Annotated in this window: 14 protein-coding genes and 1 tRNA gene; 6 read left to right on the forward strand and 9 right to left on the reverse strand. The window is 59.4% G+C overall.

What is annotated here, in order from left to right; translation table 11 throughout:
- Positions 1-188: 188 nt before the first annotated feature.
- Complete coding sequence (locus QCBJ_RS19610; RefSeq protein WP_102061386.1) at positions 189-2,474, forward strand: acylase; 2,286 nt, start codon at positions 189-191, stop codon at positions 2,472-2,474.
- Positions 2,475-2,686: 212 nt separating this feature from the next.
- A tRNA-Cys gene (locus QCBJ_RS19615) sits at positions 2,687-2,760 on the forward strand.
- 163 nt (positions 2,761-2,923) lie between these two features.
- On the opposite strand, the gene QCBJ_RS19620 is transcribed toward QCBJ_RS19615, so the two are convergent.
- From QCBJ_RS19620 to QCBJ_RS19635, 4 genes are all read right to left on the reverse strand, one after another.
- A complete protein-coding gene (locus QCBJ_RS19620; protein WP_043205410.1) occupies positions 2,924-3,736 on the reverse strand; it encodes an oxidoreductase in 813 nt (270 codons plus the stop codon).
- Between the two features lie 61 nt (positions 3,737-3,797).
- Positions 3,798-4,796: an NADP-dependent oxidoreductase gene (locus QCBJ_RS19625; RefSeq protein WP_102061387.1), complete on the reverse strand. Its 999-nt coding sequence runs from the start codon at positions 4,794-4,796 to the stop codon at positions 3,798-3,800.
- A gap of 308 nt (positions 4,797-5,104) precedes the next feature.
- Positions 5,105-5,893: an SDR family oxidoreductase gene (locus QCBJ_RS19630; protein ID WP_102061388.1), complete on the reverse strand. Its 789-nt coding sequence runs from the start codon at positions 5,891-5,893 to the stop codon at positions 5,105-5,107.
- A gap of 52 nt (positions 5,894-5,945) precedes the next feature.
- Entirely contained in the window at positions 5,946-7,046 is a 1,101-nt protein-coding gene (locus QCBJ_RS19635) for an alkene reductase (RefSeq protein WP_102061389.1), read from the reverse strand.
- 166 nt (positions 7,047-7,212) lie between these two features.
- On the opposite strand from QCBJ_RS19635, the gene QCBJ_RS19640 reads away from it, so the two are divergent.
- Both QCBJ_RS19640 and QCBJ_RS19645 read left to right on the forward strand, forming a co-directional pair.
- On the forward strand, positions 7,213-7,824 hold the full coding sequence (locus QCBJ_RS19640; protein WP_093545820.1) for a TetR/AcrR family transcriptional regulator: 612 nt from the start codon (positions 7,213-7,215) through the stop codon (positions 7,822-7,824).
- A gap of 356 nt (positions 7,825-8,180) precedes the next feature.
- A complete protein-coding gene (locus tag QCBJ_RS19645; protein WP_102061390.1) occupies positions 8,181-8,639 on the forward strand; it encodes a hypothetical protein in 459 nt (152 codons plus the stop codon).
- 178 nt (positions 8,640-8,817) lie between these two features.
- Here the strand turns inward: QCBJ_RS19645 and QCBJ_RS19650 are convergent, their stop codons facing one another.
- From QCBJ_RS19650 to gcvA, 4 genes are all read right to left on the reverse strand, one after another.
- Positions 8,818-9,072: a hypothetical protein gene (locus QCBJ_RS19650; protein ID WP_102061391.1), complete on the reverse strand. Its 255-nt coding sequence runs from the start codon at positions 9,070-9,072 to the stop codon at positions 8,818-8,820.
- Between the two features lie 41 nt (positions 9,073-9,113).
- Entirely contained in the window at positions 9,114-9,875 is a 762-nt protein-coding gene (locus QCBJ_RS19655; protein WP_102061392.1) for an SDR family oxidoreductase, read from the reverse strand.
- A gap of 29 nt (positions 9,876-9,904) precedes the next feature.
- Positions 9,905-10,732 (reverse strand): DMT family transporter, encoded by an 828-nt coding sequence (locus QCBJ_RS19660; protein ID WP_102061393.1) that lies wholly within the window; start codon positions 10,730-10,732, stop codon positions 9,905-9,907.
- A gap of 75 nt (positions 10,733-10,807) precedes the next feature.
- Entirely contained in the window at positions 10,808-11,713 is a 906-nt protein-coding gene (gene gcvA, locus QCBJ_RS19665; protein ID WP_012724491.1) for a transcriptional regulator GcvA, read from the reverse strand.
- Between the two features lie 728 nt (positions 11,714-12,441).
- Between gcvA and QCBJ_RS19670 the strand changes: the two genes are divergently transcribed.
- Positions 12,442-13,050, forward strand: coding sequence for a LysE family translocator (locus QCBJ_RS19670; protein WP_043205408.1), 609 nt, complete (start codon positions 12,442-12,444; stop codon positions 13,048-13,050).
- Between the two features lie 341 nt (positions 13,051-13,391).
- Positions 13,392-14,372: a GlxA family transcriptional regulator gene (locus tag QCBJ_RS19675; RefSeq protein ID WP_043205407.1), complete on the forward strand. Its 981-nt coding sequence runs from the start codon at positions 13,392-13,394 to the stop codon at positions 14,370-14,372.
- 172 nt (positions 14,373-14,544) lie between these two features.
- Here QCBJ_RS19675 and QCBJ_RS19680 read toward each other — a convergent pair whose 3' ends face one another.
- Positions 14,545-15,783 carry an FAD-binding oxidoreductase gene (locus tag QCBJ_RS19680; protein WP_102061394.1) on the reverse strand — a complete coding sequence of 413 codons (1,239 nt, stop codon included), beginning with the start codon at positions 15,781-15,783 and terminating at the stop codon, positions 14,545-14,547.
- Positions 15,784-15,785 lie beyond the last annotated feature (2 nt).

The raw sequence follows: 15,785 nt of genomic DNA on the forward strand, positions 1-15,785 counted from the left end.
TTAATAAGACGAACGAGCGAGCGAAATCATGAAGTGAAGGATGTAGAAATTTCGTCGGTATCCGTTTTGTCACATCCGCGCGGCCCCAACTAACTCTCCCTCCACGCTAAATTATTCCCGGTGGTTTGCGTTCTTACGGTGGGGTTATTGCCCCATGTGAGGCGGTTAAATCTGACGGTGGAGTCTGCGTGATTATTTCCAATGGGTTGTCCAGGGTGTGTGTGGCCGGGGTATTGCTGGGGTTGAGCCTGGCTGCCACAGCGCGGGAGCAGGTGACGCAAGCGTCGGCGGATATCCGTCGTACCAGTTACGGCGTGCCGCATATCCGCGCCAGTGATGAGCGTGGCTTGGGCTTCGGCATTGGCTACGCCTACGCCCAGGACAACCTGTGCCTGCTGGCCAATGAAGTCGTCACGGTGAATGGGCAGCGTGCCCGGTTCTTCGGCCCCGAACAGGCGACCCTGGAAGAGCGCAACAACCTGGCCAGCGATGTGTTCTTCAACTGGCTCAACCCGCCGGATGCGGTCGCCGCGTTCTGGAAAGCGCAGAGCCCGCAGATCCAGCAGCGTATCGAAGGCTATGTGGCTGGCTACAACCGTTACCTGAAAGAGCAGGGCGCTCCGGCACAGTGCCAGGCGGCCTGGGTGCGGCCATTGGTGGCTGAGGACTTGGTCAAATTGACCCGTAGGTTGCTGGTAGAGGGTGGCGTCGGGCAATTCGCCGAAGCCCTGGTCGGCGCGACGCCGCCTCAAGCGACAGCCTCTGTGACGCGCAACGCCAAGGCCTTTGAGCTCGCGGCTGCCAACCAGCAGCGCTTCGCCTTCGATCGCGGCAGTAACGCGGTGGCGGTGGGGCGTGACCGCTCGTTCAACGGGCGCGGCATGCTATTGGCGAACCCGCATTTCCCGTGGGTAGGCGGCATGCGTTTTTATCAGATGCACCTGACCATCCCCGGTCAGCTGGATGTGATGGGCGCTGCGTTGCCGGGCCTGCCGGTAATCAATATCGGCTTTAACCAGCATGTGGCGTGGACCCATACGGTGGATACGTCCAAGCACTTCACGCTGTACCGCCTGACCCTGGATCCCAAGGACGCCACGCGCTATATGCTTGATGGTAAATCGGTGCCGCTGGATAAAACCACGGTGAACGTACAGGTCAAGCAAGCGGATGGCAGCCTCAAGGACCAGTCGCACACCGTCTACAGCTCGCCATTCGGCCCGGTGGTGCAATGGCCGGGCAAGCTCGACTGGGACAGCCACTACGCCTTCAGCCTGCGCGACGCCAACCTGGGCAATGACCGCGTGCTGCAACAGTGGTACGCGATGAACCGCGCCGCCAGCCTCAATGAACTGAAAACCTCGGTGCACACCCTGCAAGGCATCCCGTGGGTCAACACCCTGGCCGCGGATGACCAGGGCCAGAGCCTGTACATGAACCAGTCGGTGGTGCCCAACGTCAGCGCGGCCAAACTGGCGCAGTGCAGCGACCCGCGTGCCGGCCTGCAACTGATCCTGCTCGACGGTGCACACAGCGCCTGCGCCTGGGACATCGACCCGCGCGCGGCCCAGCCTGGGATCTTCGCGGCCGACCAACTGCCGCAACTGCAACGCACCGACTACGTCCAGCATTCCAACGACTCGGCGTGGCTGGCCAACCCGAAGGCGCCGCTCACGGGCTTCTCCCCGGTAATCAGCCAGGACCACATCGGCCTTGGCCCGCGCGCGCGTTTCGCCCTGCAGCGCCTGCAATCCCTGCAAAAACCGATCAGCGTCACCGACCTGAAAAACATGGTGATGGACAACGAGGTGTACCTGGCCGGCCAAGTCATGCCCGACCTGCTCGATTTCTGCGCCAAGCACCTCGGCGCCGACGCCACCGCCCTGCAACCCCTGTGCTCCAGCCTGAAAAACTGGGACCAACGCGCCAACCTCGACAGCGGCATAGGCCTCGTGCACTTCATCAACCTGGTACAACAGCTGCAGCAAATCCCCGACGCCTGGCGCGTCGCCTTCGACCCGGCCCAGCCGCTCACCACCCCACGCGGCCTGGCGATCGACCGCGCACCCGTGGCGAAAGCGCTGCGCGAAGCCATGCTGGCCTCTACTGCCGACGTCGAAAAACTGGGCCTGACTGCCGACAGCACATGGGGCGATATCCAAGTCTCCGGCCAAACCCCAATCCACGGTGGCCCGCAGGAACTGGGAATCTACAACGCCATGCAAACCGTGCCCCGCGCCGACGGCAAGCGCGAAGTGGTCAGCGGCAGCAGCTACCTGCAAATCGTCACCTTCGACGACCAGGGCCCGCATGCCCAAGGCGTACTTGCGTTCTCCGAGTCCACGAACCCGGCCTCCGCGCATTCCAACGACCAGACCCAAGCGTTCTCCCAGAAAAAACTCAGCCCGCTGCCGTTCACCGAAGCCCAAATCAAGGCCGACCCGCAGTACCAGCAACTGCGCATCAAGGAGTAGGGCAGACGCGCAACCCCTTGATGGCATTACGAAATATTTTTGAAATCAAGGGGTTGCACGCGTTGGTAAATACGTACATAATGGCGCCCATCGAACGCAACGAAGCATTAAAAACTTCAATGTATTCAATGAGTTAGAGTAGAGGCAGGGTTATACAGCCCACTCAAGTTTTTATACGGTGAGTGCCAGCAGTTGGGGCGTTGACCGTTTGAGGCCGAGTAGCAAAATGGTTATGCAGCGGATTGCAAATCCGCCTACGCCGGTTCGATTCCGACCTCGGCCTCCACTCTTAGAAACCCCGTAGATTAACGTCTACGGGGTTTTTTATTGTCTGGGATTTGAGAAACACTTCCTCAACCCCGCCCCGTGGCGGAGGGCGAAATGTACCAGGACGAAAGTCGGCTGCCTCGACTACACAGGTTTCGCAGGCGCGTCATGAGACCCAGGATTCAAACCGGCAACCGGAATTGCTTGCGCAAGCTCTTATCAAACACCCCGGCGGGAGCGAAGCGGCGCAGCAGGCTGATTTGTTTCGCTGCCTTCCCGGCCGTGTAGCGAAGCTTGGGGTGAATATCGCTCGCCGCTTCTACGACTACCGTCGCTACGACTTCTGGACGATCGGCGTTGGGCATGACATCGGCCAGCAGCGCCTTGAACCCGGCGCGCGCCTGGTCGTACTCCTTCAGCGGTGAGTCCGGTTCAATGCCGTTCTGATCGAAGACGGTTCTTACGAATGCCGGCTCGATAATCGAGACTCGGATATTGAAGGCGCGCACCTCGTGATCAAGGGATTCCGAATAGCCCTCGAGCGCGTGTTTGACCGCTGAGTAATGAGCGGAGTAGGGCGCGGGCACTAACCCCAGGATCGATCCGATATTGATGATGCGTCCTTGGCCATTTGCCCGCATCGACGGTAATACCGCATGGGTCATGCGGATCACGCCGAACAGGTTGACGTCGAACAGTGCCTGCACCTGCGAGATCGAGAACTCTTCCGCGCCACCCAGCAGGCCAACGCCAGCATTATTGACCAGAAGGTCGATCCGCCCAGTCCGCGCAAGTACAGTGGAAACGAGGGCGCTGACAGCGTCGTCATCGGTCACATCACAGACGAGCATGGTCACCTGGGTTGGCGTGTCGGTGGCCTTGCGGCTCGTGCCGAACACGGTGTATCCCGCCCGTACCAGCGCCTCAGCGGTCGCGCGACCAATGCCCGATGAGGCGCCGGTCACAATCGCGGTTCTTTCGGAAGATGTACTCATTTGCTGCTCCAAGTGTGCGGCTCACTCACAACGTCTTTTGCGGACGAATAGGAGGGGATAGTTATTTGACTTTAATGATGACTTTGCCCTTGGATCTTCCTTGTTCGACATAGCTCAAGGCGTCGGCGGTCGAGTCGAAGGTAAATGTGCGGTCGATCACCGGTTTGATACTGCCGGACTCAACCAGCGCCGTTATCTTGTCCAGTTGCGCGCCACTGGCACGCATAAATACGAACGCATAACTGACTTTCTTGTTTCGCGCTTTCCTGCGGATACCGCTGCTCAACAGACGCATCACCAGGCCCACTACCCAGGGTAACTTTTGCGCTTGGGCAAACGCCGGCGTCGGTGGCCCGGAGATGGATATCAGTTGGCCTCCCGGCTTCAGAATGGTCAGCGACTTTTCCAGTTCATCCGCGCCCAGGCTGTTTAATACGACGTCGTAATCCTGAAGAACCTGTTCAAACTTTTGCGTCTTGTAGTCAATCACGACGTCTGCCCCGAGTGCCTTGACCCACTCCACGTTAGCCGTGCTGGTGGTCGTCGCGACAAAGGCACCCAGGTGCTTGGCGAGCTGGATGGCGACGCTGCCAACGCCGCCGGAGCCCGCCTGGATAAAGACCTTCTGGCCCTGTTTCAGCCTGGCGCTGTCAACCAGCACTTGCCACGCCGTCAACGCAACCAGCGGGAGGGCGGCGGCCTCTTCCATGCTGAGGTTTTCAGGTTTCAATGCCAGTGCGTTTTCATCTACCGCAATCAGTTCCGCGAAGGTGCCTATGCGCGCCTGAGGAGGCCGTGCGTACACCTCATCACCCGGCTTGAAGCGCCGCACGGAGGCCCCGACGCGGACCACCACCCCCGCCAGGTCATTACCCAATATCAGCGGGAATGAGTACGGCAGGATCAGTTTGAATTCGCCCGTCCTGATCTTCGCGTCGAGCAGGTTGACGCTTGTGGCATGCACCTGAACAAGCACGTCATGGGCACCCACTTCAGGGGTGGGCACTTCGCTGATGCGTCCATTCTTTTTGCCGTAACGGTCGATCGAGAATGCCTTCATTTTGATTCAGCTCTCATGGCGTTCAATGGAACTTGACCGCCTCAGTTATTCAGGGATCCGCGTCAAGATCTGGTGTGAAAAAGGGGCATGGCAGCCTAATGCCAGTCAGTTAAGAAGCAGCAAGAGCGAAAAGTAACCCGTGGCGAGGGAGCTTGCTCCCGCTGGACTGCGCAGCAGTCCCAGTCTTTTGAAACAAAGAGCTGGGGCCGCTTCGCGACCCAGCGGGAGCAAGCTCCCTCGCCACAGGTACGGTGCTCACCCTTAAATGACTGGCATTAGGCATGGCAGCCCCTTGATATGGGTCGTGTTTATGCAGTGGTGGTGTATCGCTCGGCGACATCGGATTGTCGAATCTGCGCCAGTAAACCCTGACGTGCAGCCTGCAAGGCATCCCAGCGTGCGGCATCCTGCAAGGGAGGAATCGTCACGGTCTCGCGACGATCAAAACCCACCAGCGCCGCATCGACCAGATCGCCGACCTCCATCACGTCAGTCAGGGTATTGATGTCGATGCCTGCACGTTCCCAGATCTCGGTACGCGTGGCAGCAGGCAAGACGGCTTGCACGTAGACGCCTTTGGGCGTCAATTCCAGGCTCATGCCTTGTGATAGAAACAGTACAAAGGCCTTGGTCGCGCCGTAGACCGTCATGCCGAACTCCGGCGCCAGGCCCACCACTGAACCTATGTTGATAATCGCGCCGTTCCCGGCCTGGGCCAGGCGAGGGGCGATGGCGCTGGCCAGTCGCACCAGCGCGGTCGTGTTGAGCGTCACCAGTTGAGCAACGCTGTCGGTGGACTGTTCGATAAAGCTGCCGGATTGCGCGGCACCCGCATTGTTTACCAGGATGCCAATGCTGGCGTCCTCGCGCAGGCGCGTTTCGACAGCCGCCAGGTCGCTGCTGTGGGTCAAGTCAGCCTGAAGTACCTCGATGGCGACCTTGTGTTTATCGCGCAGTTGCGCTGCCAGCGCCTCCAGTCGATTTTTGTCGCGTGCGACCAGGATGAGGTCGTGGCCGCGTTGCGCGAAGCGCTCGGCATAGGTGGCGCCGATGCCCGTGGAGGCGCCGGTGATGAGGACGGTGTTAGGGAGGCTCATGGCTTGATTCTCTGTTGTGGATGTAGGGCGGGAACGTTCGCAAAGGTGACGTTCAGGGATGGCGTTGGCCGCTTTCAGTCAGTGGCGGGTAGTCGATGTAGCCCGCTGCGCCGCCGCCATACAGGGTGGCCGGGTCAAAAGCGGATAAAGCCGTATCGGTCTGGAGTCGCTCTACCAAATCAGGGTTGCCAATGAACGGACGGCCGAAGGCAATGAGGTCGGCTTTGTCTTCAATCAGTGTCGAGGTGGCCAGGTTCAGGTCGTAGCCATTGTTGGCGATGTAGGTGTTATTGAAGCGTTGGCGCAAGGAGCCGAAGTCGAAGGGCGCCACGTCGCGAGGCCCGCCAGTGGCGCCTTCGACCACATGCAGGTAAGCCAGGCCGAGGGTGTTGAGTTGATCGACGAGGTAATCGAATTGGGCTTGCGGGTCGGTGCAGGACACCCCATTGGCCGGCGACACTGGCGATAGGCGGATGCCCGTGCGCTCAGCACCGACTTCGCTCACTACCGCCGCCGCAACCTCCAGCAACAAGCGCGCACGATTTTCAACCGAGCCACCGTAGGCATCCGTACGCACATTCGCGCCGTCCTTGAGGAACTGGTCAAGTAAATAGCCGTTCGCACCATGGATTTCTACACCATCAAAACCAGCCGCAATTGCGTTTAACGCGGCGCGACGAAAGTCGCCCACGATGCCGGGCAGTTCGCTGATGTCGAGCGCCCGAGGTTCAGAAACATCCACGAAACGATGGTTGACGAACACCTTCGTCGCTGCACGGAGCGCAGAGGGCGCCACCGGTGCTGTGCCATTTTCCTGAAGGTCGGTATGGGACACGCGCCCCACATGCCACAGTTGCAGGAAAATATGTCCGCCCTTCGCGTGAACGGCTTCTGTGACAGAACGCCATCCGTCTATCTGTGCCTGCGTATAAATCCCGGGGGTGTCTTGATAACCCTGGCCCTGCTGTGAGATCTGCGTGGCCTCGGAAATCAACAGGCCTGCAGAGGCTCTCTGGCTGTAATAGGTCGCAGCGTGCTCGCTCGGAACAAAGCCCGCGCCCGCACGGTTCCGTGTCAGCGGTGCCATTACGATTCTGTTGGAAAGCGTCAGTGAGCCGAGCGTGTAGGGTTCAAACAAGGTCTTGTCGTTCATATCGATTCCATACTCGTTGATCAATGACGGCGACCTGCGCCGTAGTGGCAGAGGCTTGCAGTACGGAATTTATGATGTCGATCATAATCAAAGATGTCAACGTTTTTGATTATGACTGACATCAGAGTATAGTCAGGCCATTGTTCAGGAGGCACAGGAGCGCAAAATGAAGATCACCAAAACGCAATCCATCGCCAACCGGGCTCATATTGTGGAGACGGCGTCAGCGCTGTTTCGTGAGCGTGGCTACGATGGCGTCGGGGTGGCAGAGCTGATGGCGACTGCCGGTTTTACCCAGGGCGGGTTCTACAAACACTTCGGTTCCAAAGCAGACTTGATGGCCGAGGCCGCTGAAAACAGCCTTTCGCAATCCCTGGCCAATACCTGCCACCTCGACGTTACGGGGTTCGTCAACATGTATGTGTCGCGCGAGCACAGAGACGGCAGGAGCGGCGGGTGCACCATGGCGGCGCTGTGTGGCGATGCTGCCCGCCAGTCAGATGAGTTAAAGGCGACCTTCGCCAGCGGCGTAGAGAGCACCCTCGCAGCACTCGAGGAAAATTACCCGGCGGGTCCGGATACGACGAAGCAAGACGTCCGCGCAAAAATGATCGACCTGCTGGCGCATGCAATCGGCGCAGTGATGTTGTCGCGGGCGTGCCCGGATGACTCTGCTCTGGCGGATGAAATACTCGAAACGTGCCGTGCTGAGATCGTGGCGTCGTTGCCGTTGGGTGAGGAAAAGCAGCCAAGGAACAGCCAAGAGGACACTGATTGATTTGTAGATTTAAAACGTTGAGTTGCATGTCTGCCTGTGGCGGTTCGATTTCTACCTTGGCCGCCACTTGCGGAAAAGCCCTGGATTAGCGTGTACGGGGTTTTTAATTGTCTGGGCGTTTTTGTACTTTTAACGTACTTATTCATCGCGAAACTGTCTAGCGTACTGTGAACGTTGACAGTATCGGACGAGAAAAGGGTTGATCACTATTTCTCTGCAGTGTGCCGCGTTTGCAACCGGCATAGGCAAGGACTGACGTAGGCGACGAGGAATGGACGAGGGCTGTAAGTCAAACGCTCTTTAATTCTTCTCCCGTACGTCATCGAAATACTGACTCTTCCTGAAAGGACTTCAACATGTCGACCGGATTGCAATCGCCAGAGGGAACAGGAAAACCCGAAGCAAAGCCGCAAGCAGGTGAACGCTCCAATAAGGCGGCGGTGCCGCCGTCTCAGTTGGCTCGCCTGAAAGATTTTTCGACCGTGCCCAACACGTATCTTAAGATGGTCGAAGGTTATGTAAAAACCACGGAGGACATTACACAAGCGTCTCTGTTTCTGGTGGTGAATTATGGAGAGGGTAATTGGTATATTGTCACCGTGGGCACCGCTGAGTATCTTTCCTATACAAATTCAAGCTATCTCTATGCGTATGGAAGTTGGACCAATGCGGCGTATCTGACGGTGAAGCCGGTGAGTTTTATCAAGTACCCTGGGTTGTATTTATATAACGGGTGGGTGTGTTGCAATGGTGTTAAAAAGTCGCCTGGAAACCTGATGAATGTCCATCCGGAGTGGATCAACTCGGCTGTATGAATCGATAAGCAGCACCTACTGGCGAGTGCTAAGTGTGCTGCTTTATCAGGCCATGCTGGCAGATTTCAGTTATCGCCTTCAGCGCTGTGCTCCACGCACTTGAGCAGGAATAACGCTATTCCTTCTTCCAACGGAAATGGCATCCGTAAATGCCCTGCTTGAGTGTGTGACCGCGCGCTTACATGCCCTCAGACCTGACGATCCGCTGGTCCTTAACCTCACTCGCATACACCGCCATTTTTTTCTGCTGCGTGGCCAACAACGCGCATATTTTCATCAACGCCACGGCCTTATCCGGCGTTCTGCCGCTACCCGCCATCGCTGTCAATTCAACCACCGACCACCCAATCACCGCCGCCGCATCTTCCAGGTCGTAGAACAATTCCTGCTGTGCAGTCCTGGGCCCATCGAGCCCTTGTATCAAATCGTCCATCTATTCCCCCATCAATCTCTGTCCGACACCCGTGTTACAGGTTACTTCCCCCCAGTTACATCCAGAAAGGTCCCGGTGATAAACGACGCCTCTGAGCTGGCCAGCCAAAGCACGGCCCGCGCCACTTCTTCGGGTTCTCCGCCCCGGCCCATTGGAATGCTGTCCTTGACGCGATCCACACGGCCAGGTTCGCCGCCGCTGGCGTGCATGTCGGTGTAGATGTGCCCCGGGCGTACGCAGTTGACGCGTATGCCTTCGCGCGCGACTTCCTTGGACAGCCCGATGGTGAACGTCTCCAGAGCACCCTTAGAGGCGGCGTAGTCGACATATTCGTTCGGGCTGCCAAGCCGGGCGGCGCCCGAGGACACGTTGATCACGCTGCCGCCCTTGCCGTTGTGGCGCAGCGACATGCGTTTCACGGCCTGCTGTGCGCACAGCATCGTGCCGATGGCATTGATTGCGAAAATGCGTTGCATACGGGCGAAGTCGAGGTCTTCGAAGCGCGATTGAAGCGCAATGATGGCGGCGTTGTTAACCAGCACGTCGATACGTCCAAACGTCTCGTCAATGGCGGCGAACAGGTGGGCGACCTGTTCTGGGTCTGCACTGTCGGCGCGAATGGCCAGGGCGCGTCGTCCCAAGGCTTGCACATCGGCCACCACGCCGAGGGCGGCGGCCTCGTTGCTGATGAAGCTGATTGCCACGTCGTAGCCTTGCGCAGCCGCCAGCCGCGCCGTTGCCGCGCCGACACCTCGGCTGCCGCCTGTGATCAAAATGAGGGGGGCTGAAGAGACAGTATCCATTGCTTGCGCCTTTTAGGAGGGCTGAGGGTTCAGCCGATAAGGATCGTGCCGGTCGCAATGACCACGCACGCGAGGACTTTTCGGACAGTCAGTGACTCGCCCAGGAAGTAATAACCGATCAATGCCGCGAACACTACGCTGGTTTCGCGCAACGCCGACACGGCGCCCATCGGCGCCTCTGACATGGCATAGATAACGATGCCATAGGCCAGCAGGGAGACCAGCCCACCCAGGAAGGCCGTGATGCAGCCTGGGCGCGGCGTGAGCAGGCTGCGCGTGCCGCGCAGGCCAACGTAAACCAGGGGCATCATGATGCCCCAGAGCGCACACATCCACGCGGTATAGGCCAACGGCGCGTCGGACAGCCTTGCGCCGATGCCGTCCGTCACGCTGTAGGCCGCAATGAAAACGCCCGTGCCCAAGGCGTAAGGCAGGCTGGGGACGGCCAGTCTGCGCTGTTTGAAGGCCAGTGAAATGATGCCACCTGACACCAATACGATGCCTATCAGCGCGCCTGCGCTGACCGTCTCCTCGGCGAATGCGAAGGCGAACAGGGTGATCAGAATGGGCGAGGAACCACGGGCAATCGGGTAGGTTTGCCCAAGGTCGCCGACTTTGTAGCTGCGCACCAGGAACAGGTTGTAACCGACGTGCAACACGCCCGACAGGACCGCGTACGGCCAACTGGCGGCGGCGGGCGGCGTGAGGAACAAGGCAATGACCGTGCTGGCGACGGCCACCGCCAGGCACATTACGGTCATTGACCACAGCCGGTCGGTGCCGGCGCGCAACAGCGCGTTCCAGCTGGCATGCAGGAGCGCGGCGAAGAGGATGAGTAGAACGATAGGAAAAGGCATGCGCCATATTAAGTAACATTATGGCGTGCCTGAAAGCGAAGTCCGTTCATCCTGGCATGAGTGATTATTCATGCTTTATCGATAGCGCTGCTGGGCTTGGACTGATTCGGCCAGCAGCCAGTGACGGAAACTGATGATGTGAGGCTGGGATTCGATCCCTTTGGGACAGACAAAAAAGTAGGCGACCGGTGAAGCGAACGGCACCTCAAACAGCCTCACCAGGCGGCCGTCGTTGATTTCAGCTTCGACGTGGCCGCTACGGGCCAAGGCAATCCCATGGCCCAGTAATGCCGCCTCAATGGTCATGTTGGTATCAGCAAACCTGACGCTTTCGTTGAGCGCGCAACTCCCGACGCCGACGTGTTCAAACCAGGCTTCCCATTTGGGCACCAAGTCTGCGCCGTCGCGCGTCAGCAGCGGGTAACGCAACAGCTCGGCGGGCTCCTGCGGGGTGCCAAAGCGGTTGAGCAGGTCAGGGCTGGCCACCGGAAATATCTGCTCCCTGAGCATGAACTCCGAGTGCAGGCCGGGGTAATTACCATTGCCCAGGCGGATCGCCACGTCTGAATCTGCGCTGGAAAACGTGATTGCTTTGTCGCTGGTCTCCAGCGTGATCAGAATCTCCGGATGCTGTTGCGACAAGCTCGGCAACCTCGGGAGCAACCATTTCAGGGCGAAGGAGTAGGTGGCGCTGACCTTGAGCCGGACCCTGCCTTTTTGTTCCCTGAGGTCAGACAGTGTGGCCTCCAGGTTCATGAAAAACTCGCGCACGATGGGCGCCAGCGCCGCACCGGCGGGGGTCAACCGCAACGACTTGCCACGCTGGAACAGCTGCAGGCCCCAGAGGTCTTCGAGGTGCTTCAACTGATGACTGACGGCGCTCTGGGTTACATGCAACTCCTCTGAAGCCGAGGTGAAGGTCGCGTGCCGGGTGGCAACTTCGAAAGCGCGCAGCGTAGCGGTTGGCGGTAGGTCTCTCATGAGTGGGCCCCGGCGAGTCTGGTGGAAATCGTTTCCATGAATGAAGGCTCATGGTAGTTGATTTGCGTACCTTGACTCGACCTCACGGTTGCCAGGTCTGCGCAAAGGGCTGAGGCAACCCTGCAACGGTCTTCACGTTGTACCGTCACGCATACAAACCCTACCATCGCGTTACACGATAGCCGTGACGCCTTGCGGTTCGTACTGTCATATCCAGCGAGAAGTTAATCTCGTCAAGTAAGAGAGTGTGGTCATGAAGTTGAGTTATCTAACCAAGGCGGCTGTGGTTGTCGCGTTGTTGTCGACCTTGTCGGGCTGCTGGATATTCATGCCACCGGGAGGTGGCGGTGGTGGTCATGGTGGCGGGCATGGTCAGGGCGGTGGCCCAGGTGGCCCAGGCGGTGGTGGCGGTCCGCGTTAACGGACAGGCAAAAATAGCGGCAAGCCATGACGAATGGCTTGCCCTTTTTTTGCCTGCCAATCGCAGTTTGGGCCGAGGCGTTTATTCCAGCGTGACAAATCCCAGGCAAAGAAAAGCCCGCGTGGGGAGCGCGGGCTAAAAGGATGTTCATTAGGAGCTGGATTCACCATAGGCGCCCATCTGTGAAAGGTTTGTGAAAGCTTTGGCAAAAAAGTGTATGCCTTAATCGTACTGTGGCTGTACGGGTCAGGGCGGTCCATAAGCCTTTACTGTCACAGGCCTATCACCTGTGTTCGGATGCCGCGTCATGTTCATGTCTACCAGCCTGTTGTCAGCCTTTGTACTGTTCGCCTTCGTGTCCTCGATCACGCCAGGCCCCAATAACACCATGCTGCTCGCCTCTGGCGTGAACTTCGGGTTCCGCCGGTCGATGCCTCATGCGCTGGGGATCAGTATGGGGTTCATGCTGCTGGTGATCTCGGTGGGCCTGGGGTTGGGCGAGGTGTTCAAGCTGTTCCCATGGGCGTACACGGTGTTGCGCTACGTCGGCGCGGCGTACCTGTTGTACCTGGCGTGGAAGATCGCGACGGCGGGCGGTATGTCCGACAGCGATGATGCGCAGGGCAAGCCGATGACGTTCCTCGGCGCGGCGGCGTTCCAGTGGGTGAACCCCAAGGCGTGGATCATGGCGTTGGGTGCTATCACCACCTATACCCCGGCCGAAGGCTACGTCACCAATGTGCTGGTGATTGCACTGGTGTTCGCCGTGGTCAACTTGCCCAGCGTGTGTGTGTGGGTCGGGTGTGGCAGCGGCTTGCGCAACGTGTTGCGTGAGCCGCGCTGGCTGAGGGTCTTCAATGTGTCGATGGCGGGGCTGCTGGTGCTGTCGCTGTACCCGATGTTGTTTGCCGGTTGAGCGTCACACGGGGGAGATGGTCGCCAGCAGGCCGATGCCGATGGTCAACACCAAAAAGCCGAACAGGAAAAGTGCCATCTTGGTCATAAGGCCTCCGAAGGGAAGGGGGTAGGAATGGCGCTATTGTCCGCCCAAACAGTGTTTCGATACAGACGCAGATAGCGAAGAAAAAACCGTATCAGATGCCGTTGCCACTGTTCTGCTGCGGGCTTGATGCGGTTGCGGTTTGCTCAAGATCAGCGCCTGAGACAACTCACGTGTTTGCCCCTAAGATGGTGCACATTGCATCAACAATAAGAGTGGGCAAACCCTCGATGGAAAGACGTCAATTCAGCGGTGGCATGAAAGGCAAAAACCTGCGCTACCTCAATGAAACCCAGCAGCCGGCCTCGGTCACTCGCGTTGGCTTCCTGTTGCTCGAACACTTCTCCTTGCCCGCATTTACCCAGACCCTCGACACGGTGGTTACCGCCAACCTGCTGCGCCCCGAACTGTTCGCCTCGCGCACCTTCGGTTTGGACGATGGCGAAGTCATCAGCGACCTGGGCCTGGTAATCCGCCCCGACGCGCGCCTTGATGGGGCGGCCCTGCAAGACCTGGAACTGTTGGTGGTCTGCGGCGGTTTCCGTACTGAACTCAAGGCCAGTGAAGACCTCATCCACCTGCTGCGTACCGCCGCCGAGCACGGTATCGGCCTCGCCGGTCTGTGGAATGGCGCCTGGTTCCTCGGCCGCGCCGGCTTGTTGCAAGGCTATCGCTGCGCCATCCACCCTGAACACCGCCCAGCCCTGGCCGAAGTGTCCAAGGCTGCGCACGTGACCAGCGAACCCTACGTGATCGACCGCGACCGCCTCACGGCTTCAAGCCCCTCCGGCGCGTTCCACATGGCGTTGGACTGGATCAAGGGGCTGCACGACAAGGCACTGGTCGAAGGCATCGAAGACATCCTGGCTTTCGAAGAGTCACGTTACCGGCGGATCAAACCCACCGAAAACGTCAGCGTCAGTGCGCCCCTGCGTGAGGTGGTGAAGCTGATGGACGCCAACCTCGAAGAACCCTTGGAACTGGACCAACTGGCCGTGTACGCCGGCCGCTCCCGGCGCCAGCTGGAGCGCCTTTTCAAGGAACAACTGGGCACCACACCGCAGCGCTACTACATGGAACTGCGCGTAACCGAAGCGCGGCGGCTGTTGCAGCACACCGAGCTGTCACAGGTGGAGGTGTTGGTGGCGTGCGGGTTTGTTTCGCCGAGTCATTTCAGCAAGTGCTATAGCTCGTATTTCGGATATCGCCCCTCCAAGGAGAAGCGGTTGGTGAAGTGATTGCACTCGATTCCTCCTGTGGTGAGCGGGCTTGCCCCGCGCCGGGCTGCGCAGCAGCCCCAATCAATACAAAATACGGTGTGTCAGATGCTCCTCACCGTCTGGTTTTGGGGCTGCTGCGCAGCCCGGCGCGGGGCAAGCCCGCTCACTACATAGGCTGCGTGTGCTGTTGTCAGAATCGGTCCAGGCGATAAGGCGTGAGTGACTGCACTTGATCCTTACCCGCCAACTCTCGCACCATCTCCGCCGTCACCGCCGCCTGCGTCAGCCCCAAATGCTGATGCCCAAACGCAAGCAACACTTTCCCTTCACACACCCGATCAATAATCGGCAGCGAATCCGGTAACGACGGCCGAAACCCCATCCACGGGGTGGCATCCCGTGCACTCAAATCATCGCGGAACAACCCCTTGCTCAGCCGATGCAGTTGCCAGGCGCGTTGCATGTTCGGCGGGCGGTCGAGGCCGGCGAATTCGACGGTGCCGGCCAGGCGCAGGCCGTCGGTCATGGGGGTCATGATGAATTTGCGCTCCAGGGAGGTGACGGCGAATGGCAGGCGATGCTGCTCGTGGGGCAGCATCAGGTGGTAGCCGCGTTCTGTGTCCAGCGGGATTTTTTTGCCGGTGAGCGCGGCGGTGAGTTTGGCCGAGTGGGCGCCGCAGGCGATGAGTACCTGGCGGGCGCTCAAGGGGCCCTGATCGGTGGTCAGTGAGACGCCATGTTCCTCAAGGCGTGCGTCTTTCACCTCGCGCTGGAGGAATTGCACGCCCTGGGCCTTGGCGGCCTGGACCAGTTCGCACACCACGTGGTAAGGGTCGATAAAGTGCCCGGTGCCGGGGAAAAACAGCCCGCCCTGGAGGTGCTCGCTCAGTTGCGGCGCGGCCTGGCGAATGGCATCGCCAGACCAGAACGCCACGGGCACTTGCTGTTGCTGCATGCGCCGTTGCAGGGCCTCGAGGGCCGGGCGTGAGTCGGCCTGTTCAAACACCAACAGCGAGCCATCCTCGCGCAGCAACTGTGGGCGCCCGATGCTGTGCAGCAAGCGCTGCCAGGCGCCCAGGCTGCCTTCATTGAGCGTGCGTATACCCGCGACCGTGCGCTGATAGCTCGCCGGACGCAGGTTCCACAGCAGGCGCAGGAACCAGGGCAGGGCGCGAGGCAGGTATTTCCAATCCAGGCGCAACGGGCCCATGGGGTCCAGCAGCATGCCGGGCAAGCGCTTGAGGATCGACACGTCGGCAATCGGGAACACCTGTTCGGTGGCCAAGTGCCCGGCGTTGCCATAGGAGGCGCCCCTGCCGGGTGCTTGCTGGTCAACCACCACCACGTGCCGACCGAGGCGAGCCAGTTGCAGGGCGCAGGCGACGCCGATAATACCGGCGCCGACCACTACGATATCGGGATCGGACATCG

Source organism: Pseudomonas sp. QC2 (genome assembly GCF_002859085.1).
Classification (GTDB): Bacteria; Pseudomonadota; Gammaproteobacteria; order Pseudomonadales; family Pseudomonadaceae; genus Aquipseudomonas; species Aquipseudomonas petroselini.